The sequence below is a fragment of the Streptomyces sp. NPDC014861 genome (assembly GCF_043081625.1).
GTDB lineage: Bacteria > Actinomycetota > Actinomycetes > Streptomycetales > Streptomycetaceae > Streptomyces.
In genome coordinates this window covers 26,372-47,954 of record NZ_JBIBWV010000002.1, presented here as the reverse complement: position 1 = coordinate 47,954, position 21,583 = coordinate 26,372, and the positions used below count along the sequence as shown (strand labels likewise).

The following is a 21,583-nucleotide window of genomic DNA, read 5'->3' as shown; positions in this document are numbered from 1 at the left end:
CTTCTGACGTGCACTGGGCAGCCGTCAAAGGTACGCCACCGGTGGCCGTCGTGTCAGGCGAGGGGCGGCGCCTGATCGTGCAGGATCCGCTGGAAGAGGTGGTGGTCGCGCCACGCGCCGGCGATGTGCAGGTACCGGGGGGCGGTCCCGATCCGCTCGAAGCCCGCCTTGGCGAGGACGCGCTGGGAGGCGTGGTTGTCCAGCAGGGTGGACGCCTCGATCCGGTGCAGCCCCAGCGTGTCGCGGGAGGCGCGCAGGACCTCCTCGGTGAGCGCCGTGGCGATGCCCCGCCCGTTGTGCTCCCCGTCGACCCAGTACCCGAGGCTCGCGCTCCGGAACGGTCCGAGCACGATGCCGGAGAGGACGGCGGCGCCGACGATCCGCTCCCCGTCCACGGCGAACCACCGCCGCCCGCCGTCCGCGAGCCGCTCGGCCTGCGCCTCGGCGCTGTAGTACGTCTCCGCCCGGACGGGCTCGAAGGGCCGCATGTGCGCCCGGTTCCGCCTCAGCGCGTCCGCGAGCGCCTCCGCGTCCCCGTCCCGCGCCTCCCTGATCCCCACCCCGTCAGCCATGCGCCGTACGCTACCGGCCGCTCGTCCCGGCGTCGTCGGCCAGCGGGTCCAGGGAGAGCCGGTAGCCGCGCTTGACGACCGTCTGGATGAGCTTGGGGGTCCCGAGGGAGGAGCGCAGGCGCGCCATCGCCGTCTCGACCGCGTGCTCGTCCCGGCCGGACCCCGGCAGCGCCCGCAGGAGGTCCGCGCGGGACACCACCCACCCGGGGCGGCGGGCCAGCAGTCCGAGCAGTGCCATGCCGGCCGGCGGCACGGGCCGGAGCTCCCCGTCGACCAGCACCGCGTGGCCCCGGATCTCGACGCGGTGCCCGGCGACCGGCAGCACCCGGGACCGCGCGGGCAGCTCGGTGCACAGGAGCTGCACGAGCGGTCCGAGCCGGAACCGTTCGGGCTGGTACGTGGGGATGTCCTCGGCCTGGAGCGGAAGCGCCGTCACCGGCCCGACGCACACCGCGAGCACCTCGTGCCGCAGGGCCTCGACGACCCGCTCCCGCACCCCCCGCTCCGCCGCCCGGGCGAAGAGCGACGCCGCCGCCGGCGCGCTGGTGAAGGCGACCGCGTCGACGGAGCCCGCCGCCACCGTGTCGATGAGCCGGTCGAGCGGCCCGAGGTCCTCCGGCGGCATCCACCGGTAGACGGGCACGCCCACCACGCTCGCCCCGGCGGTGGTGAGCGCCTCGACGAAGCCGGGGAGCGGTTCGCCGTGGAGCTGGAGGGCGATCCGCCGCCCGTCGACGCCCTCGGCGAGCAGCCGGTCGAGGACCTCGGCCATGGACTCGGAGGAGGGGGACCAGGACTCGGTGAGTCCGGCGGCCCGGACGGCCCCCTTGACCTTGGGGCCGCGGGCGAGGAGCTCGACCCCGCGGAGGGCGTCGAGGAGCTCGGTGCCGTACCCCCAGCCCTCGGCCGCCTCGACCCACCCGCGGAAGCCGATCGCGGTGGTGGCGACGACGATGTCGGGGGTGTTGCCGATGATCTCCTTGGTGGCGGCGAGGAGTTCGGTGTCGTCGGCGAGGGGGACGATCCGCAGCGCGGGCCCGTGCACGACGGCCGCGCCGCGCCGGCGCAGCAGGGCGATGAGTTCGTCCGCGCGCCGGGCCGCGGTGACGCCGACGGTGAAGCCGGCCAGGGGTCCGTGTTCGTGCTGGTCCATGGGCACCGAGGGTGGCGCGGACGCGTGACAGTCGGGGTTCACGCGTATTTCCTGATCGTTACGGTACGCGCCCGGCACTCCGTCTCACACCTTCGCGTATCCGGGCCGGGTCTCCGGCTCCTCGGCGCCTTCGGCGGTGTCGGGGACCACGGGCGGGCGACGAAGGTATACCGCCCAGGTGACGACCATGCAGGCGGCGTAGAAGGCGAGGAAGGCGACGAAGGCGGCGGTGCCGGTGCCGACGGTCTGGAAGGACTGGCGGAAGGCGAGGTTGATGCCGAGGCCGCCGAGGCCGCCGACGGCCCCGATGAGGCCCATGGAGGCGCCGGAGAGCCGTCGTCCGTACGCCTCCGCGGTCTCGCCGCCGAGGCCCTTGCGGTGGCCCTGGGCGAGGAAGATCGCCGGGATCATCTTGAAGGTGGAGCCGTTGCCGAGGCCGCTGAGCACGAAGAGGGCGATGAAGCCGACGAGGAAGACGGCGAGCGACTCGATGACGGAGGCCCAGATGACGACGCCGGTCGCGGCGGACATGGCGGCGAAGGTGGCGAGGGTGATGCGGGCGCCGCCGTGCCGGTCGGCGAGGGAGCCGCCGAAGGGGCGGATGAGGGAGCCGAGCAGGGGGCCGATGAAGGTGAGCGAGGCGGCCTGGAGCGGGGTGCGGCCGAACTGGGTCTGGAGGACGAGGCCGAAGGCGAAGCTGTAGCCGATGAACGAGCCGAAGGTGCCGATGTACAGGAAGGCCATGATCCAGGTGTGGCGGGCCCGCACGGCCTCGCGGAAGGCGCCGGTGTCGTTCCTCACGGGCGTGAGGTTGTCCATGAAGAGGGCGGAGCAGACGGTGGCGACGATGATCAGCGGCAGGTAGACGCCGAGGACGATCCTCGGGTGCATGGCGCCGGCGGTGCCGATGACGAGGAGGCCGACGAGCTGGACGACGGGGACGCCGATGTTGCCGCCGCCCGCGTTCAGGCCGAGCGCCCAGCCCTTCTTCCGGAGCGGGAAGAAGGCGTTGATGTTGGTCATGGAGGAGGCGAAGTTGCCGCCGCCGACACCGGTGAGGGCGGCCACCAGGACGAAGGTGGAATAGGAAGTGCCGGGTTCCATCACGGCGAAGGCGAGGCCGGTCGGGAGCAGGAGCAGCAGGGCGCTGAAGACCGTCCAGTTGCGTCCGCCGAAGCGGGCGACGACGAAGGTGTACGGGATGCGGATCAGCGCGCCGACGAAGGTCGCGGTGCCGATGAGGAAGAACTTGCCGGCGGCGTCGATGCCGTATTCCGGGCCCATGAAGAGGACCATCACCGACCACAGGCTCCAGACGGAGAAGCCGATGTGCTCGGAGAGCACGGAGAAGGCGAGGTTGCGCCGGGCGATCCGCTCGCCCTTCTCCTTCCAGAAGGTCTCGTCCTCGGGTTCCCAGACGTCGATCCAGCGCCCGCGCATCTCGCACCTCCACGGTGTCGGATCCGGTGCCGGATCCTGGTGCCACCGACCCTAGGGAGGACGCGTTTCGGCCCGGTGCCGCGAGGTGACGTCGGCGGAACCTTGCTCTCACCCGTACGAAACGCCCCGTGTGAGTCGCGGCCGTGCGGGGCGCCGTGTGGGGGGCGGCCGTGCGGGGCGCCGCCGTGTGCCTGGGCGGCCGGGCTACGCCGGCACCCCGGGCTCCCCCTCCGGCAGCCAGGACCCGGCCGGCCGGTCGCGCCAGCCCTCCCGCCGCCCCAGCTCGGCGGCGGCCGTCCGGAGGGCGTCGAGGCCGGGGTGGCGCAGGCCCTTGCGCCAGACGAGGCTGACGGGCGAGAGCGGGACGGGGTCGACGAGGGGCCGCAGGACGCAGCCGGGCATGGGCGGGAAGCCGACGACGGCGAGGACCGGGTGCCGGTGCTTGGCCATGATCCGCCGGAACTCCTCCGCGCCGACGGCGAGCGGCGCGGGCGGCGAGAGGTGGATGCCGCGCCCGTCGAAGAGCCGGACGGCCAGGTCGGTCCACTCGGGAGTGCGGTCGTTGCCCGCGCCGGCGTACAGGTGCTCGCCGGCGAGCCGGCCGAGCGGCACCTCCGGCAGGGCGGCGAGCGCGTGGTCCTCGGGCAGCACCACCGCCATCGGCTCGTACCGCACGAACTGCGCGTCGAGCCGCGCCCGCAGGCCGGGCGCGAGCCCGCCGTACCGTCCGAAGGACGCGTCGAGCCGCCCGGCCAGGATCTCCCCCGCGGCGCCGGTGAGCCCGGACTCGAAGCGGGCCATCAGCTCCTGCTCGGGGGCGAGTTCGCGGGCCCTGCGCAGGATGCGGTCATGGACGAGGCCGGGCGAGTTGAGGTCCACGAGGAGCGGACGGTGCTCGGTGCGGAAGGCGTCGCGGAGCGCGTCGTGGGCGTCGAGGACCCGGCGGGCGTACGGGAGGAGCCGTTCGCCGTCCGGGGTGAGCGCGACCTGCCGGGTGGTCCGCGCGAAGAGCGGGGCGCCCACCTCGCGTTCGAGGCGCCGGATGTCCCGGCTGAGCGCCTGCTGGGCGACGAGGAGGCGGCCCGCGGCGCGGGTGAAGTGGAGCTCCTCCGCGACGGCGGTGAAGGCGCGCAGCAGCCGGGGGTCGATGTCGTACGGTGTGGCCACCCGCCGCATTCAACAACACAGGTGCGTCAATGGCGACCGTACAGGTGTTGGACGGTCCCGGCGGACGGGCCGGAGCCTGGTGCCATGCCGCACCAGCTTCTCGTCCCCACCCCGGCGGGCCCGGGCCTGGCCCCCCGCTACCGGGAGCGCCCCGCCGCGCTCCCCCGCAATCCCTACCTCCGCCTCTTCGCCCTCCCCGGCACGCGCGCGTTCACCGCCGGGAACCTGATCGCCCGGCTGCCCTCGGGAATGTTCGGCATCAGCGCGGTGATCATGATCTCGACGGCGTACGACTCCTACGCCCTGGCGGGAGCGGTCACCGCGACCGGCCTGGTGGCCGGGGCGCTGACGGCGCCCCTGGTCGCCCGGCTGATCGACCGGCACGGACAGCGGAGGGTCGCCGTACCGGCCGCCGCGTGCGCCGTCCTCGGCCATCTCCTGCTCCTGCTGTGCGTCCGGGGGCACGCGCCCGCGTGGGCGCTGTTCTGCGCGATCCTGCCGACCGCGACCACCCCGAACACCGGCGGCATGTCCCGCGCCCGGTGGGCCCACCTGCTGCGCGGCGACCCGGCGTCGCTGCACACCGCGAACGCCTTCGAGCAGGCCGCCGACGAGCTCTGCTTCATGCTCGGCCCGGTGCTCGCGGCCGTGGTCTGCGCGGCGCTCTTCCCGCAGGCGGGCACGCTGGTGGCCGCCGTCCTGCTGCTCACCGGTGTGCTGCTCTTCACCGCGCAGCGCTCGACCGAGCCGCCGGTCGCCCCGCGCACCGGAGCGGGCTCGCCGCTGCGCGCCCCGGGGATGGTCCCGCTGCTCGTGGTCTTCCTCGCCACGGGCGCGATCTTCGGCTCGCTGGAGGTGACCGCCCTGGCGTTCGTGGACGGTCCGGTCGCGGGCCCGGTCCTGGCGCTCCAGGCCGCGGGCTCCTGCGCGGCCGGCCTGCTCTACGGCCGGGCCCGCCGCACCGCCGGCCTGCGCACCTGTCTGCTGGCGATGACGGCGGTGATGACGGCCCCGCTGCTCGCGGCCCGGACGGACTCCCTCCTCGCGCTGGCCGCCGGCCTCCTGGTGGCGGGCATGGCGACCGCGCCCACGATGGTCACGGGCATGGCGCTGGTCCAGCGGCTGACCCCGCCCGCCCAGCTGAACGAGGGCATGACCCTGGCCGTGACCGCCCTGCTGGCCGGTGTCGCCACCGGCTCCGCCACCGCCGGCTGGACCGCCGACCACGCCCCGGACCCCGTCCTCGGCTTCGCCCTCCCGGTGACGGCGGCGGCCCTCGCCCTGACCCTGTGCGCGGTGACCGGCGTCGGCCGCCCGGCGCGGAGGGGGACGCGGGAATGACAGAGGCCCGGCGGTCGCTCGCGCGACCACCGGGCCTCTGCCCACATGGGATGAGTGGAGATGGCGGGAATCGAACCCGCGTCCAACGGTGCGGAATCAGGGCTTCTCCGTGTGCAGTCTGGTACGAGTTTCTCAGCCCTCCGGATCACCCAGACAAGTCCGGAACGGGCTCAGTCACTGTTTGATTTCCCTCTTCACCCCGTGACCGGGATCAAGGTTTAGTCCCCTTCATGATGCCAGGATCCGGGTCGGGAACAGCCCCGGGCTGACACTTCGCAAGTCGCTACTTAGGCAGCGAGGGCGAAGGAATCGCGCTTGGTGTTGGCGATTATTGGTTTCGGCGCGTGGTTAACGAGATCATTGCCGCTTCCTCGACACGCTTCCCCTGCTTCGACATCCGCTGTCGAAACCGATCATCCCCATGTTGATTTTTCAATCCGCGCACCCTCTGTGGGGTGCGTGGCCCATCGTACGTGACCCACGGCCACGGTTGCCAGCGATTAACCCGCCTGGGCCCGCTGGCGCCGCTTCGCGGCCGCGATCGCCCGCGCGGTCTCGCGCGTGTCCTGCTTCTCCCGGAGCGTCTGGCGCTTGTCGAACTCCTTCTTGCCCTTGGCGAGCGCGATCTCGCACTTCACCCGGCCGCCCAGGAAGTACAGCGCGAGGGGCACGATCGTGTGACCGGTCTCCGACGCCTTCTGCTCCAGCTTGTCGATCTCCGCCCGGTGCAGCAGCAGCTTCCGCTTCCGCTTCGCCGAGTGATTGGTCCAGCTGCCCTGCATGTACTCCGGGACGTGGATGTTGTACAGCCACGCCTCGTTGCCCTCGATCTGGACGAAGCCGTCCACCAGCGAGGCCCGCCCCATCCGGAGCGACTTCACCTCCGTACCCATGAGCGCCACGCCCGCCTCGTACGTGTCGAGGATGAGGTAGTCGTGGCGCGCCTTCTTGTTCTGCGCGATCATCTTGCGCTCGGGCCCCTTGTCCTGGGCCTTCTTGGCAGGCTTGCCCTGCACGTTGACGAGTCCCTTAGCCATAGTGCGGTCATTTTCGCACTACGAGCCCCCTCCGAGGCCACTCAATACCGTGCGGGCCCGCTCCTCCGCCCCTTCGTCGGCGGGCAGGTCGGGCGCGATGCCCCTCCCGTCCACGTCGTGACCCGCGGGGGTGCGGTAGTGGCCCACGGTGAGCTCGGCGACGGAGCCGTCGGGCAGGGTGCTCGGCATCTGCACCGACCCCTTGCCGAAGGTCCTGGAGCCGACGGTGACCGCCCGGCCCCGGTCCTGGAGCGCCCCGGTCAGCAGTTCGGCGGCGCTCATGGTGCCGCCGTCGACCAGCGCGACCAGGGGCCGGCCGGTGTCGCCGCCGCGCTGGGCGTACACGGACCGCTCCTCGCCCTCGACGTCGTACGTGGCGACCAGACCGCCGTCGAGGAAGGCGGAGGCGGCGACGGCGGCCTCGTCGACCAGTCCGCCGGAGTTCCCGCGCAGGTCGAGCAGGACCCCGGCGCCGGCCGGGGCGGTGCGGACCGCGTCCCGCACCCGGTCGCCGGCGCCCTTGCTGAAGGCGGAGACCCGGATGACGACGGTCCTCGGGTCGGGGCGGGAGACGGAGACGGGGTCGGTCGCGAGCCGCTCCCGGCGCAGGGTCTGGGTCCAGGTCATGCCGGACCGCCCGACCCTCAGGGTCACGGTGGAGCCGGGCACGCCGTCGCCGCGCAGCAGCGAGACGACCTCGGAGACGGACAGGCCGCCGGTGTCCCGGCCGTCGACGGCGAGCAGCAGGTCGCCGGTCCGCACCCCGGCCCGCTCGGCTGGCCCGCCGTCCCTCACACGGGTGACCCGGACACCGCTTCCGCTGTCGACATCGCCACTGCCATCGCCGACGTCGGTGCGGTCGCCCTTGCCATCGCCGTCGCCGTCGCCGTCGCCGGAGGGCGTACGGCCCTTGCCGCTCTCCGCCGGCCCCGCGGAGAGGCCGACGCCGGTGTAGGCGCCGTCGAGGGACTGCTCGAACTCGGCGTACTCCCGCGGGTCGTAGACGGCGCCCCAGCGGTCGCCGCTGCGGCTGACGAAGTCCTCGGCGGCCTGCTTGCCCGACTTGCCGTCGGCGACGGCCTCGGCCGCGGCGCGGTGGAGAGCCGCCCGGTCGAAGGCGGCCCGGTCCCCGGCGCCGGCACGGGCCTCGGGCCCGGCACCGTCCTCGCGGGGCAGCGCGCCGGTCGCGGCGGCCGTGGCGAGGACTCCGGCGAAGACCAACGTGAGAACGGCCCCGCGGACGACACCGCGGGGCCGGAGACAGAGAGGCGCGGAGCCGGCCAGCATGCCGCCCACTCTAGGACAAGACGGCGGCGCCACAGAGGCTTTGGCCTCAGGACGCCACCCGCTCCCGGAGGTCTCTTCTCACACCTTCAGGTACTTGCGCAGCGCGATGAACGCGGCCACGGACGGCATCAGCAGACCGATGACGATCACCAGCGGCAGCTGGGCGAACACCACGTCCCAGCCGATGAAGTTGACCAGCGGCATCTGCTCGGCGAGGTTCAGGCCGTGGTCGACGAGGAAGTAACGGCCGGTCAGGAGCAGGACGCAGGCGAACGCTCCGCCGATCAGGCCGGAGAACGCGGCCTCCATGATGAACGGCATCTGGATGTAGAAGCTGGAGGCGCCGACCAGCCGCATGATGCCGGTCTCGCGCCGCCGGCTGAAGGCCGAGACGCGGACCGTGTTGATGATCAGCATGAGCGCGATGACCAGCATGAGCAGCATCAGCGCGACGGCCGCGTAGTTGACGCTCCGCATCATGTTGAAGAGCGTCTCCAGGATGGAGCGCTGGTCCTGGACGGACTCGATGCCGTCCCGGCCGGCGAAGGCGGTGGCGACCACCTGGTACTTCTCCGGGTCCTTCAGCTTCACCCGGATCGACTCCTGCATCTGGTCCGGGGTGATGACGGACGCGATGGCGGTGTCGCCGTACTGCTCCTTGTAGTGCTTGAAGGCTTCCTCGGCCGTCTCGTGGATGACGTTCTCCACGATGTCCATCTTCCGCAGGTCGGCCTGGATCTGCTCGCGCTGCTGCTTGGTGACGGCGCCCTTGGCGCACTTCGGCGAGCCGGCGGCGTCCGTCTTGTTGCAGAGGAAGATGGAGACGTTGACCTTGTCGTACCAGTAGTCCTTCATCGTGGAGACCTGCTCGCGCATGAGCAGGGCACCGCCGAAGAGGGCCAGCGACAGGGCCACGGAGACGATGACCGCGAAGGTCATCGTCAGGTTGCGCCGGAGGCCGACGCCGATCTCGGAGAGCACGAACTGAGCGCGCATGGTGTTCTGGTTCCCCCGCCGTCAGTGCTGGTAGCCGTAGACGCCGCGCGCCTGGTCGCGGACGAGGCGGCCCTTCTCCAGCTCGATGACGCGCTTGCGCATCTGGTCGACGATGTTCTGGTCGTGGGTCGCCATGACGACGGTGGTCCCTGTCCTGTTGATGCGGTCGAGCAGCTTCATGATGCCGACGGAGGTCTGCGGGTCGAGGTTGCCGGTGGGCTCGTCGGCGATCAGCAGCATCGGGCGGTTGACGAAGGCGCGGGCGATGGCCACGCGCTGCTGCTCACCACCGGACAGCTCGCCCGGCATGCGGTCCTCCTTGCCGCCGAGGCCGACCAGGTCGAGCACCTGGGGGACGGCCTTGCGGATCTCGCCGCGCGGCTTGCCGATGACCTCCTGCGCGAAGGCCACGTTCTGCGCGACGGTCTTGTTCGGCAGCAGGCGGAAGTCCTGGAAGACGGTGCCGAGCTGGCGCCGCATGTGCGGCACCTTCCAGTTGGACAGCCTGGCGAGGTCCTTGCCGAGGACGTGCACCTGCCCTTGGCTGGCGCGCTCCTCACGCAGGAGCAGCCGCAGGAAGGTCGACTTTCCGGAGCCGGACGAACCGACGAGGAAGACGAACTCCCCCTTCTCGATCTCCAGGGAGACATCCCGGAGCGCGGGGCGGTTCTGCTTCGGATAGGACTTGGAGACGTTGTCGAATCGGATCACGAATGCACCACGGTCGGCCGGGAGTAGGTGTGCGTGACCTTACGCGAACCGGGAAGCCCCGCGCAGTCGCGGTCCGGGCTTGCGTGGTTTATCCTTTTTCGCCCTTCGGGGCGGAAGAGAGGCGTTCGCGGCCGGGGCGCGCCGGAACCTCGCGGAGCTGGCAGAGTGGTAGGGGGAACGTCCGGATCGTGCCGGGCGTTGTCCTGGTGTGAGCCCCGTGCGGGAGGAGGAGAGCGTATGACCTACGACCGACTGGTGTGCGCCAACTGCGCGGCCCCGGTCGCCGAGGGTCGCTGCCCCGTCTGCAGGGCCAACCGCGAGCGCCTGGAGCCGCAGGGGCTGTCCCCCGCGATGGTACTGACGCTGGTGATCGCCCTGCTGGCGACGCTGGCACTGCTGGCGGCGGTCCGCACGGTGTAGGTGCCCGCGGCCCCCGGGGCCGCGCGGCAGCTCTGTGGGCCCGCGGGCCGCACACGAGCCGGAACGGTCGAAGGGCCGGGGAGGAAGCCTCCCCGGCCCTTCTGTGTACCGCTAGGTCACTCAGGCGGCGGCGCCGCGCCCGCCCGCGACGAGGCGCGGCAGGAAGCGGAAGCCGATGCCACCGGCGATCATGGTGGCGGCGCCGATGATCAGGAACGAGGTCTCGGCCGCACCGGTCTCGGCGAGCTCCTCCTTGGCCTCACCCTGCTGCACCGGCTGGGAGCCGGCCTGCTGGGTGTCGGTGTTGTTGTCGGAGCCGGTCGAACCGTTGGAGCCGGTCGAACCGTCGGCGACGCACTCGACGCCGTCGAGCTCGACGGTGCAGCTGCCGGAGCCGCCGTCGGTGGAGGAACCACCGGTGGTCGACGTGCCGCCGTCGGTGGACGTGCCGCCGTCGGTCGCGGAACCGCCGTCGGTGGACGAACCACCGTTGCCGCCGTTCCCGTTCCCGTTGCCGCCGTTGCCGTTGCCGCCGTTGTTGCCGTTGCCGCCGTTACCGGCGTCGGCGCCACCGTTGTTGCCGTTGCCACCGTTGCCGGCGTCAGCGCCGCCATCGGCCGCACCGCCGTCGCCACCGTCAGCGCCGCCGTCGGCCGCGCCACCGTCGCCACCGTCAGCGCCGCCGTCGGCCGCACCGCCGTCGCCACCATCGGCACCGCCGTCAGCCGCGCCACCGTCGCCACCGTCAGCGCCGCCATCGGCCGCACCGCCGTCGCCACCATCGGCACCGCCGTCAGCCGCACCGCCGTCGCCACCGTCAGCGCCGCCGTCAGCCGCACCGCCGTCGCCACCGTCAGCGCCGCCATCGGCCGCACCGCCGTCGCCACCATCGGCACCGCCATCGGCCGCGCCACCGTCGCCACCATCGGCACCGCCGTCAGCCGCGCCACCGTCGCCACCGTCAGCGCCGCCGTCAGCCGCACCGCCGTCGCCACCATCGGCACCGCCATCGGCCGCACCGCCGTCGCCACCGTCAGCGCCGCCATCGGCCGCGCCACCGTCGCCACCGGCGTCGTTCCCGCCGTCCTGGCCCTCGATGCTGCCGGCGATCTCGTTGCCGCCGTCCTCACCCTCATCGCCGCTGAGCGCGCCGACGGTCACCTCAAGGGTCGAACCGTCGTTGCCGCTGCTGACGGCCTGCGCGGCGCCCGCCGCGGTCAGGGACGCACCGGCGATGATCACGGCACCGGCCGCGACTCGCGCCAGGCGGACTCGCGTCTTGTTGGTCATCTGGTTGCTACCCCCAGTAGCTTCATCTCGTCATGGGGCAGCGCCAGGGGCCCTCGGGCACGGGAAGCGTCATGGTTACTGGACCTGCCCCCGTTCACACGCGCCCCAGATATGCGCATGCCATCCAGCCACCCTTCCGAGTTTCCGATGCAGCGTCAAGGCCGTTGCGCGTGCGATGCCCGAAAGATCACCAGTTGGACGGCATGTGACGATGCAACTGTGACGTAAACCCGGAACTGCGGGCCTCACGACGGCAGTTCCCTTGTCGACAAAGCACCCCACCCACCACCGAACCGCTTGCACCGGCGAACGCGCCGGGCCCCGCACCGAGAGGTGCGGGGCCCGGAAACGAATGCCGAGGGGCGGTTACTTCGCCTGCTCCTGCTGCTTGCGCCAGCGGATGCCGGCCTCCAGGAAGCCGTCGATCTCGCCGTCGAGGACCGACTGCGGGTTGCCGACCTCGAACTCCGTCCGGAGGTCCTTGACCATCTGGTACGGGTGGAGGACGTACGACCGCATCTGGTTGCCCCAGGAGCTGCCGCTGTCCTTGAGGGCGTCCATCTTGGCCCGCTCCTCCTGGCGCTGACGCTCCAGCAGCTTGGCCTGGAGGACGTTCATGGCGCTCGCCTTGTTCTGGATCTGCGAGCGCTCGTTCTGGCAGGAGACCACGATGCCCGTCGGGAGGTGCGTGATGCGGACGGCCGAGTCGGTGGTGTTGACGCCCTGGCCGCCGGGGCCCGAGGCGCGGTACACGTCGACGCGGAGGTCCGACTCCTCGATCTCGACGTGGTCCGAGGACTCGACGACCGGGAGGATCTCGACGCCGGCGAAGGAGGTCTGGCGGCGGCCCTGGTTGTCGAAGGGCGAGATGCGCACCAGGCGGTGGGTGCCCTGCTCGACGGAGAGGGTGCCGTAGGCGTACGGGGCCTTGACGACGAAGGTGGTCGACTTGATGCCGGCCTCCTCCGCGTACGAGGTCTCGTAGATCTCGGTCGAGTAGCCGTGGCGCTCGGCCCAGCGCAGGTACATGCGCTGGAGGCGCTCGGCGAAGTCGGAGGCGTCGACGCCGCCGGCCTCCGCGCGGATGTTGACCAGCGCCTCGCGCTCGTCGTACTCGCCGGAGAGGAGGGTGCGGACCTCCATCTCGTCGAGCGCCTTCCGCACGGCGGTGAGCTCGGTCTCGGCCTCGGCGCGGGTGTCCGCGTCGTCCATCTCCTCGGCGAGGTCGAAGAGGACCCCGAGGTCGTCGATGCGGCCGCGGAGCGTCTCGGCCTTGCGGACCTCGGCCTGGAGGTGGGAAAGCTTGCTCGTGATCTTCTGCGCCGCCTCCGGGTCGTCCCAGAGGGACGGGGCCGCGGCCTGCTCTTCGAGCACGGCGATGTCTGCCCTCAGCTTGTCGAGGTCCAGGACGGCCTCGATCGACCCCATGGTCGAGGAGAGGGACTTCAGCTCTTCGGATACATCGACGACTGCCACGCGTCCAGCGTAACGGCTCCCGGCCGGGAGCCGAACCTGTGCCCGTCCGCCCTGTGGACGGACGGGGTCACGGCTGCGCGGGCTGCGAGGACGGCCGGGAGTCCTGGGGCGGGGTTCCGCCGTCCCCGGCGAGCGCCAGATAGCCGCCGACGCCGAGCGCGCCCGCGGCCACGGCGGCCGCGACGCCGAGGACGATCCGGCGCTTGCGGACCGTCCCGGAGCGGTTGCGGGCCGAGCCGGGCCGGCGGGCGCCGGCCGGGCGCGGGGCGCGGGCGGTGCCGTGCGGGCCGCCGGACAGCTCCTCGGGGCCCGGGACGCGCATGGAGGTGTGGGTGTCGCGGTGCGAGTCGGCGGAGGCGCCGGGCACCAGCGGGACGGCCGCGCGGCGGCGGCCGGTGTCCGCGGGCGCTCCGGCGGAGGTGGCGTACGCCGGGTCCTCGTACGGCTCCTGGGGCGCGGGTTCGACGCCGGGCTCGTCCACGTCCAGCGGCGGGATGCCCTTGAGCAGCGGCAGGACGTCGGCGAGGCGGGCGGCCAGCTCCGAGGCGCGCAGCCGGGAGGCGGGGGCCTTGGCGAGGCACTGGACGAGCAGCTGCCACAGTTCCTCGGGGATGCCGGGGAGGGGGACGACGGTCTCGGTGACGTGGCGGCGCAGGACGGCGCCGGGATGGCCGCCGCCGAACGGGGTGAAGCCGGCCAGCAGTTCGTACAGGACGGTGGCGAGGGCGTAGATGTCGACGGCGGCGCGCGGCGGCAGGCCCTCGACGATCTCGGGGGCGAGGTAGTCCGGGGTGCCGATGATCCGGGTGGCCTTGGTGCGGCCGGGGGTGTCGATGAGCTTGGCGACGCCGAAGTCGGTGAGGAGCGCGGGGTGGGCGCCGCCGGGGCCGATCGGGCCCTCCATGTCGAGCAGGATGTTCTCCGGCTTGACGTCCCGGTGGACGACGCCGGCCGCGTGGGCGGCGGCCAGGCCCTCGGCGACGTCCCGGATGATCGCGACGGCGGCCTCGGGGGCGAGCCGGCGCTCGCGGTCGAGGCGGGTGCGCAGGTCGGTGCCGCGGACCAGGTCCATGACGAGGGCGAGGTCGTTGCCGTCGACGACGAGGTCGCGGACCTTGACCACGCGCGGGTGGTCAAGGCCGAGCAGGGCGGTCCGCTCCTGCACGAAGCGGCCGACGAGCTCCTGGTCGGAGGCCAGGTCCTCGCGCAGCAGTTTGACGGCGACGGGCCCTTCGGGCCCCTCGCCGAGCCACACCGTTCCGGCGCTGCCCCGCCCGAGGATCTGGTGGGTGGTGTAGCGGCTGCCGATGTTCCGTGCCAAGACTGCTCCCTCAGCGGCTGCGGTTCGCGTCAAAGTTACGCGTCCCGGGCCGCCGCACGTCACTTCCGGAGCGAAATCACCCCTCGGAAGTCGATAAATCGGCAGCGCGACCGCTTTTCCGGCGGTCGTGCTGCCTCCGCGCCGCCACTGCGGTACCGCTTCCGGATACGGCTTCCGGGCGCGGTTCCGGGGTGGGCGGCGGCTACTGGCCGGTGCCGCCCGAGCCGGTGGATCCGCCGGATCCGGTGGCGTCCCCGATGGTGGAGATCCAGTCGCTGACGGTGGCGATGCCGTCCCCGATGGCCTCCCAGTAGCCCTTGCCCTGGGCGATCCAGTCCTGGAGCGGGGTGAGCTCCCAGACGAGCCAGCCGGCCACCACGAAGAGGACGATCATGACCAGGCAGCCCTTGAGGCAGCCGAGGCCGGGGATCCGCACCGGGTTGGCGCTGCGGCGGCGCGGCTCGCGGGGGGCGGGCGGCTGGGGCCGCTGCGGCTGCTGGGGCTGCTGCGGCGGTGCGTACTGCTGCTGCGGGGGCTGCGGCGGCTGGTACTGCTGCGGGGCGGGCTGCTGCGGCTGCCGGTACTGCTGCGGGGCGGGGCGCTGCTGCTGGTACGGCGGCTGCTGCGGCTGCTGGTACTGCTGGGGCTGCTGCTGCGGCGGCCCCTGCTGGTACGGCGGGGCCTGCGGCGGCTGCTGCGGGCGGCGCGCGGGGCGGCGGCGCAGCGGGTCCTCGCTGGGGTCGAGGTAGTGGACCTGGGTCTGCTCGTTGCGGTCCCGGGCGGCGCGGAGCTGGTTCTGCCAGGGGTGCGGGTCCTCCGCCGGGGGGTTCGGCGGCATGGCCGGCATGACGGCGGTCGGGCCGGCCGCTCCGGCGGGGGCGCCGGTGGGCAGGACCGTGGTCGGGTCGGCGGAGCCGGCCGGTCCGCCGGTGGGCAGGACGCTGGTGGCGGCGGCCGGGTCGAACCGCCCGCCGGCGCCGGTGGGCAGCACCTGGGTCGGGTCGGCGGCGCCGGGGGTCCCCGGGACCTGAGGCGGGTCGGGGTCCGGGGCGAGCAGGGCTCCCACGCCCTCGGCGGCCTCGATCTGGGCGGGCGAGGAGTGGACGCCGATGCCGGCGGCGACCGTGCGCAGGCCGCGCGCCAGGTTGACGGCGCTGGGCCGCCGGTCGGGGTCCTTGCTGAGGCAGCGCTCGATGACCGTCCACAGGGGCGCGGGCACCGTGGACGGGCGCCGGGGCTCCTCGCTGAGGTGCATGTGGAGGACTTCGAGGGCGCTCCCGCCGGCGAACGGCGGACGGCCGGTGACCAGCTCGTACAGGAGGATGCCGGCGCCGTAGATGTCGACGGCGGAGGTCTGCGGGCGGCCCTCGGCGGACTCCGGCGCCACGTACGCGGGCGTGCCGACGAACTCGTGGGTGCGGGTGAGGCCCGGGGAGTCGGCGAGGCGCGCGATGCCGAAGTCGGTCAGCATCGGGTGCATGGCGCCGTCCCGCTCGGCCAGCAGCACGTTGGCCGGCTTGAGGTCGCGGTGGACGACCCCGTCGGCGTGGCTGGCGGCGAGCGCGTCGGCGATCTGCGCGGTGAGCAGGGCGGCGGCGACCGGGGTCAGCGGGCCGTTCTCGCGGAGGTAGCGGTGCAGGTCGGGGCCTTCGACGAGGTCCATGACGAGGGCGAGGACATCGCCTTCGACGACCAGGTCGCGGGTGCGCACGATGTTCGGGTGCGTCAGCCGGAGGAGGACGGACCGCTCGCGCAGGAAGCGCATCACGATGTCCGCGTCGTTGGCCAGCTCCTCCTTGAGGACCTTGATCGCCACGGTCTCGCCGGGCTGGCCGGGCACGGCCGCCTCGGCGCCCGCCGTCTCCCGCTGGCGGGCTCGCCAGACGGTGCCCGTGGCGCCGCGGCCGAGCGGCTCCTCGAGCAGGTACTTGCTGCCGATTGGCCGCACGTCACGCGCTCCCTGCTGATCGTGGTCCTGGGTGGCCGGTCCCGCTCGGTGGGAACCGAGCCGGGGCCCCGGAGGTCCTCTTGCTTCTCAGTTGTGACCCGTCCGGGTGTCCGACCCACTCTAGTGCCGCCGAACGGGTCACAGCCCGGTCGTCCACAGGCCGATTTCCGCTGGCCCGTCCGAAGCGTCCGGGCCGCCGCGAGGCGGTCCCGCCCGCCGGTGACCGGCGCCGGAACCCCACCCGGGTTCCGTCCGAACTTGTCCGGAAGAAGACGCTCCTCCGGCCGGGATGGTTGCCGCACCGGCCCCGCCGCACCGGACGACCTGGCGCTTTCGCGTCACACCCGGCGGTTCCGGACCACCGTTCAAGATCACTCCGGGGTGACCCGGCGGCGGGTTGTCGGCGGCAGGTGCGAGGATGCCTCCAGCACGTCGCGTCGGTGGGGTCGGGAGCCCCCGCGCCGTGCCGACCTGTACCGGGCGACGCGTCCGTGCCGGGTGGGGGGAGACACGGGGCGGTTCCCCTGCCGGGCATGTCGCGCAGAAGGGACCGCTGACGTCGATGCAGATCCGGCTGACCGTCCTCGCGCCGCACGCCGGCCACGGCGCCGGCCGCGCCTGCGACGTGCTCGTCACCGCCCCCGCGGGCACGGCCCTCTCCGCCGTGGCCTCGAACCTCGCCGCCGCCGTCACCGGCCCCGAAGCGGCCGGCACCGGCACGCCCGTGCTGTACGCGGGCGCGGAGCGGCTGGACGCCCGCCGCTGCGTGCTGGGCGAGCCGCCGCTGGTCGACGGGGCGGTCCTCGCGCTGCACGCCCCGGACCCGGACGACCGGGCCGGTCTCGCCGCCACCGCCTCCTCCGCCGCCCGGCTGCACGTGGTGGCCGGACCGGACGCGGGCGGGGTGCACCTCCTGCACGGCGGGCCGATCCGCGTCGGCCGTTCCGTGGAGGCGGACGTGCCGCTGGACGACCCGGACGTCTCCCGCGCGCACTGCACGGTCACCGTCGCCGGTGACGGCCGGGTGACCGTCGCCGACCTCGGCTCCACCAACGGCACGACGCTCGACGGCGCGCCCGTCGGCGACCGCCCGGTCCGGCTCCGGCCCGGGGCCCTCCTCCGGCTCGGCGAGTCCACGCTGCGGCTCACCGTCCCCGACGACGCTCCGGCCGCCCCCGGGACCCTGCCCACCGCCCCCGACGGCGAGGGCCACCTGCGCGTGCCCCTGCCGGAGCCCACCGCCGTCCCGGACGCGGACGCCCCCGGCCGCGCCGCCGAGCCGGACACCGGCACGGGCGCGTGGCCCCGGCCCGGCGGGACCGAGGCCCGGACGGCGGGCGCCCCCTGGCCCGGACACGGCCCCGAGACCCATGGCGCGGCCCGCGGCGTGCCGCTCGCGGACGCGTGGCCGGACGCCGGGCACGCGCGTGCGGGGGATCCCGAGGGCGAAGGCGGCGAGGCGCACGGCCGGGTCCGTACGGCTCCCGACGGCGGCGACCCGGCCACCCGCAGGACCGGCCGGCGCGGGCTCGGCGCCTGGGCCCGGCGGTTCGCGGGCGGCCGCGAGGCGGACCCGGCGCCCGGCGCGCCCGCGTCCCCGGCCGCGCCCGAGGCGGCCCCGGCCGAAGCGTCCGGCGCCGCCGCCGCGCCCGACACCTGGCCCGATCCGGCGGCCGTCCTGCTCACCGCGCTCGGACCCGGCCCCCGGCTGTGGGAGCGGGCCGCCAGCCACCCCGAGACCCTGGTGGTCCGCCTCGGCACGGCCGACCGGGCGGAGCTGTCCGGGGTGCCCGTCACCGTCGGGCTGCGCGAGGCCGGCTCCCTGGGCCTCGCGGGTCCCGCCGACCGGCTGGCCGGCCTGGCGCGGGCCGTCGTGGCCCAGCTGGCCGCGCTGCACTCCCCGGCCGACCTGGAGATCGTCCTCGTCAGCGCCGACCGCAACCGCTCCCTGGAGGAGCGGAGGCGCGCCTGGGGCTGGCTCGGCTGGCTCCCGCACGTGCGGCCCGCGCACGGGCAGGACTGCCGGCTGCTGCTGGCGTACGACCGCGAGCAGGCCCAGGCCCGTACGGCCGAGCTGACCCGGCGCCTGGACGACGGGCCGCTCGGGCCCGGCTGGGCCAGCGCGGACCGGGCCGCCGTCGCGGAGGCCGCCGCGCGGTACGCGGGCCCGGCGACGGTCGTCGTCGTGGACGGCGACCCCGGCACGGCGGCGCTGCGCGAGACGGTGGCCCGGCTCGCCGGGGCCGGTTCGGCGGCCGGCATCCATCTGCTCTGCCTCGCCGAGGCGCCCTCGGCCTCCCCGGCCTCGCCGGTCGCCGCCACCTACGAGGCGGCCTGCGCGGCCTCCCTCGCCTTCCGCGAATGCGGGGCGGCGGCCCTGCTCAGCGGAGACGTGGCGACCGCCCTGCGGCTGCTGCGGACCTCCGGCGGGCGGACCGCCGGCCACGGCACGGTCGGGGTCGTCGACGCGGTCTCCGTGGCCTGGGCGGAGCGCTTCGGCCGGGCGCTGGCCCCGCTGCGCACGGACGCGTCCTCGGCCGCGCCGGGGCGGGCGGCCGCGCTGCCGCCGTCGGCCCGCCTCCTGGACGAGCTCGGCCTGGCCCGGGCCACTCCCGCGTCCCTGATGGCCCGCTGGGCGTCCGCCGGGGAGGGCACGGCGGTCCTCGGCGCGGGTCCGCGCGGCCCGCTCTCCGTGGACCTCACGGCGGAAGGACCGCACCTGCTGATCGAGGGCCCGGCGGGCAGCGGCCGGACGGAGCTGCTGCGCTCCGTCGCCGCCTCCCTCGCGGCCGGGGCGCGCCCGGACCGGCTCGGGCTGCTGCTGGTGGACGGCGCGGGCGGCGACCGCGGCGAGGGCCTCGCGGCCTGTACGGAGCTGCCGCACGTCACCGAGCATCTGGTGGCGTCGGACCCGGTCCGGATGCGGGAGTTCGCCCAGGCCCTGGGCGCCGAGCTGAAGCGCCGCGCGGAGCTGCTCGGGGACGCGGACTTCGCCGACCGCCGGAGCACGCGCGCGGTGATCGGCCAGCGGACCCCGAGCGCCGCCGAGTCGGTGCCGCAGGGCGTCCGGGCGGGCCTCCGGCTCCCCGACCCGTCCGAGCTCGGCGACCTCCCGAGCGGCCGGACCCTGCGCACGGGCGCGGGCGCGGTGGGCGACACCCCGCCGGGGGTCCGGACCTCGTACCAGGGCGGGGACGAGACGGCCGACCGCCCCGTGGCCCGGGTCCCCCGCCCGTCCGGCGAACTGCCCGCCACCCCCAGCGACCGCCTCGCCGGCCGCGCGCCGGTGGGCGACCTCCCGGCCGCCTTCCACGGCCGCCCGGGCGGCCGCGCCGCCGAGCTCCCCACCCGCCCCAGCAGTCGCACCCTCCGCACCGACCTCCCGGACGCCGACCCCGCGAGCGGCCGCACGCCGTACCCGGGCGCGGCGGACGTCCCGGGCACCGGCGGCGGGCGGACGCCGCACCCGGGCTCCGCCGACCTCCGCGGCCCCGCGAGCGGGCGCACGCCGTACCCGAACGCGGGCGCGGCGGAGGTGCGGAGCCCCGGCAGCGGGCGTACGCCCCACCCCGGATCCGGGGAGGCCCAGGGCGCCCCGGGCGGCCGTGCCGCCCAGCCGGGCGCCGGGGACGTGACCGGCGCGTCGAGCGGTCGTACGCCGTACCCGAGCGCTTCCGACCTCTCCAGGAGCCCGAGCTCCCGTACGGCGTACCCGTCGGCGGGCGGCGGGGACGTGCCGGGTGCCGCGAGCGGGCGTACGGCGTACCCGTCGGCGGCCGGGGAGGACCGCGGCTCCGCCGGAGGGCGTACGGCGCCCTCCGGTCACTCCGGCGGCGGCGACCTGGACAGGACGCCGAGCGCCCGCACGGCGTACCCGGGAGCGGGCGACGTCCGGGGCGCGGCGAGCGGGCGGACGCCGCGGGCCGACGAAGGCCCGGGCGGGGTCGGCGAGCGGGGCGGCGCGCGCGTGCCGCGGCCGGGCGGCGAGGAGGACCACCTCCCGCGGCCCGCCGGCGGCCGGGTGCCGCTGCCGAGGCTCGTCGTGCTCGTGGACGACTTCGACGCCCTCGTCGCCCCCGCCCTCGGCGCGCCGGGACGGCCCGCCGCGGGATCCGTCGTCCGGGCCCTGGAAGCGGTCGCGCGCCACGGCGAACGACTCGGGGTGCATCTGGTCGCGACCTCCGCCCGGCCGGACCGGACCGCCGACACCGACCTCGCGCACGGGGCCCGGCTGCGGGTGGTGCTGGACGCGCCGGCGAGCGCGCCGGGGCCCGATGTGCCGTCGCCCGGCCGGGGACGGCTGGGGCATCCGGACGGGCGGGTGACGCCGTTCCAGGCGGGCCGGATCACGGGCAGGATCCCGCGTACGGCGACGCTGCGGCCGACCGTCGTCCCGCTGGAGTGGGAGCGTATGGGCGACCCGCCCGCCCGCCGCCCGGTGCGCGAGCTGGGCAACGGCCCGACGGACCTGGCCCTGCTCGCCAGCGCCCTGGACCGCGCGGCCCGTTCGGTGGAAGCCGCCCCGGTCCCCCCGCTCACGCACGCCTGACCCGGCCGCCTCGGAGGACGCCTGGCACGCGCGCGTGGCGGCCGTCCCGGCGTACGCCCGCCGAGGCACCCGCGCAGGGCGACGCACCGGCGGACGTACGCCGGGACGCCACGCGCGCGTGGCGGCGTGGCCGCGGAGGCACGCCGGGGCGCACGCGCGTACCGGCGGAGGGGTCAGGCCTCCCCCGCCGGGCTCCTCACTTCCCGGGCGGCAGCGTCCGCAGCCCCGCCACCGCCGCGCGGGTGAGGTCGGCCACGTACCCCTCCGGGAGGTCGGTGCGGGCGACGACCAGGCGCCAGTAGAGGGGGCCCACGACGAGGTCGAGGGCGCGGGCGGGGTCGGTGCCCTCGGGGAGCTCGCCGCGGGCGACCGCCTCGCGGACGATCTGGGCGACCACGCCCTCCTGTCCGTCGAGGAGCGCCGTACGGACCGGTTCGGCGATCTCGGGCTGCCGGGCGGCCTCGACGAGGAGCTCGGGGATCACCTGTGAGGCGATCGGGTGGCGCAGGGCGTGCGAGGCGACGGTGAGGAGCGCCCGTACGTCCCCCTCCAGCGACCCCGTGGCGGGGGCCGGCAGGCCCTGCGCGGCGACGGCGCCGACCAGGTCCAGGACGAGGGCGAGCTTGGACTTCCACCGCCGGTAGACGGCGGTCTTCCCGACCCCCGCGCGCCGCGCGATGCCCTCGATGGACATCCGGGCGAAGCCGACGGCGGCGAGCTCCTCGAAGACGGCGGCGCGGATGGCCTCGGTGACGTCCTCGCGGAGCACGGCGGCTCCGGCGGGAGCGCGACGGGGCGTGGGGGTGCTCATGAACGGCATCCTAACCAGCGGTTACGTCACGACGATACGGTTGCGTTCCGTCGCGAGCCCGCCT

Annotated in this window: 16 protein-coding genes and 1 other RNA gene; 3 read left to right on the top strand and 14 right to left on the bottom strand. The window is 74.7% G+C overall.

Annotated features, from left to right (window positions below; genetic code table 11):
- Positions 1–53: 53 nt before the first annotated feature.
- The 4 genes from ACF1BN_RS04025 to ACF1BN_RS04010 all read right to left on the bottom strand — a co-directional run bounded on the left by ACF1BN_RS04025 (position 54) and on the right by ACF1BN_RS04010 (position 4,332).
- Complete coding sequence (locus ACF1BN_RS04025) at positions 54–572, bottom strand: GNAT family N-acetyltransferase (RefSeq protein ID WP_392330017.1); 519 nt, start codon at positions 570–572, stop codon at positions 54–56.
- A 10-nt stretch (positions 573–582) separates the two neighbouring features.
- Positions 583–1,725 (bottom strand): uroporphyrinogen-III synthase, encoded by a 1,143-nt coding sequence (locus ACF1BN_RS04020; RefSeq protein ID WP_392330016.1) that lies wholly within the window; start codon positions 1,723–1,725, stop codon positions 583–585.
- Between the two features lie 84 nt (positions 1,726–1,809).
- A complete protein-coding gene (locus ACF1BN_RS04015) occupies positions 1,810–3,165 on the bottom strand; it encodes a nitrate/nitrite transporter (protein WP_392330015.1) in 1,356 nt (451 codons plus the stop codon).
- Positions 3,166–3,369: 204 nt separating this feature from the next.
- Positions 3,370–4,332 carry a LysR family transcriptional regulator gene (locus ACF1BN_RS04010; protein WP_392330014.1) on the bottom strand — a complete coding sequence of 321 codons (963 nt, stop codon included), beginning with the start codon at positions 4,330–4,332 and terminating at the stop codon, positions 3,370–3,372.
- A gap of 84 nt (positions 4,333–4,416) precedes the next feature.
- On the opposite strand from ACF1BN_RS04010, the gene ACF1BN_RS04005 reads away from it, so the two are divergent.
- Positions 4,417–5,673, top strand: a complete 1,257-nt coding sequence (locus ACF1BN_RS04005; RefSeq protein WP_392330013.1) for an MFS transporter — start codon at positions 4,417–4,419, stop codon at positions 5,671–5,673.
- A gap of 52 nt (positions 5,674–5,725) precedes the next feature.
- Here the strand turns inward: ACF1BN_RS04005 and ssrA are convergent.
- From ssrA to ftsE, 5 genes are all read right to left on the bottom strand, one after another.
- Positions 5,726–6,094, bottom strand: a transfer-messenger RNA (tmRNA) gene (gene ssrA, locus ACF1BN_RS04000).
- Positions 6,095–6,173: 79 nt separating this feature from the next.
- The gene (smpB, locus tag ACF1BN_RS03995) at positions 6,174–6,710 is read right to left on the bottom strand and encodes an SsrA-binding protein SmpB (RefSeq protein WP_392330012.1); all 537 of its coding nucleotides are present in this window, start codon (positions 6,708–6,710) and stop codon (positions 6,174–6,176) included.
- A gap of 18 nt (positions 6,711–6,728) precedes the next feature.
- Complete coding sequence (locus ACF1BN_RS03990) at positions 6,729–7,997, bottom strand: S41 family peptidase (protein WP_392330011.1); 1,269 nt, start codon at positions 7,995–7,997, stop codon at positions 6,729–6,731.
- A gap of 78 nt (positions 7,998–8,075) precedes the next feature.
- On the bottom strand, positions 8,076–8,993 hold the full coding sequence (ftsX, locus tag ACF1BN_RS03985) for a permease-like cell division protein FtsX (protein WP_392330010.1): 918 nt from the start codon (positions 8,991–8,993) through the stop codon (positions 8,076–8,078).
- Between the two features lie 21 nt (positions 8,994–9,014).
- Complete coding sequence (ftsE, locus tag ACF1BN_RS03980) at positions 9,015–9,704, bottom strand: cell division ATP-binding protein FtsE (protein ID WP_053648390.1); 690 nt, start codon at positions 9,702–9,704, stop codon at positions 9,015–9,017.
- A 237-nt stretch (positions 9,705–9,941) separates the two neighbouring features.
- Between ftsE and ACF1BN_RS03975 the strand changes: the two genes are divergently transcribed.
- On the top strand, positions 9,942–10,124 hold the full coding sequence (locus ACF1BN_RS03975) for a hypothetical protein (RefSeq protein WP_376604703.1): 183 nt from the start codon (positions 9,942–9,944) through the stop codon (positions 10,122–10,124).
- Positions 10,125–10,244: 120 nt separating this feature from the next.
- Here ACF1BN_RS03975 and ACF1BN_RS03970 read toward each other — a convergent pair whose 3' ends face one another.
- The 4 genes from ACF1BN_RS03970 to ACF1BN_RS03955 all read right to left on the bottom strand — a co-directional run bounded on the left by ACF1BN_RS03970 (position 10,245) and on the right by ACF1BN_RS03955 (position 16,159).
- A complete protein-coding gene (locus ACF1BN_RS03970; RefSeq protein WP_392330009.1) occupies positions 10,245–11,414 on the bottom strand; it encodes a hypothetical protein in 1,170 nt (389 codons plus the stop codon).
- 366 nt (positions 11,415–11,780) lie between these two features.
- Positions 11,781–12,890, bottom strand: coding sequence for a peptide chain release factor 2 (gene prfB / locus ACF1BN_RS03965; protein WP_392330008.1), 1,110 nt, complete (start codon positions 12,888–12,890; stop codon positions 11,781–11,783).
- A 67-nt stretch (positions 12,891–12,957) separates the two neighbouring features.
- Positions 12,958–14,211, bottom strand: coding sequence for a serine/threonine-protein kinase (locus tag ACF1BN_RS03960; protein ID WP_392330007.1), 1,254 nt, complete (start codon positions 14,209–14,211; stop codon positions 12,958–12,960).
- A 202-nt stretch (positions 14,212–14,413) separates the two neighbouring features.
- Positions 14,414–16,159: a serine/threonine-protein kinase gene (locus tag ACF1BN_RS03955; RefSeq protein WP_392330006.1), complete on the bottom strand. Its 1,746-nt coding sequence runs from the start codon at positions 16,157–16,159 to the stop codon at positions 14,414–14,416.
- Positions 16,160–16,721: 562 nt separating this feature from the next.
- Here ACF1BN_RS03955 and ACF1BN_RS03950 point away from each other — a divergent pair.
- On the top strand, positions 16,722–20,708 hold the full coding sequence (locus ACF1BN_RS03950; RefSeq protein WP_392330005.1) for an FHA domain-containing protein: 3,987 nt from the start codon (positions 16,722–16,724) through the stop codon (positions 20,706–20,708).
- A 196-nt stretch (positions 20,709–20,904) separates the two neighbouring features.
- Here ACF1BN_RS03950 and ACF1BN_RS03945 read toward each other — a convergent pair whose 3' ends face one another.
- Positions 20,905–21,519, bottom strand: coding sequence for a TetR/AcrR family transcriptional regulator (locus ACF1BN_RS03945; RefSeq protein WP_392330004.1), 615 nt, complete (start codon positions 21,517–21,519; stop codon positions 20,905–20,907).
- Positions 21,520–21,583: the final 64 nt, after the last annotated feature.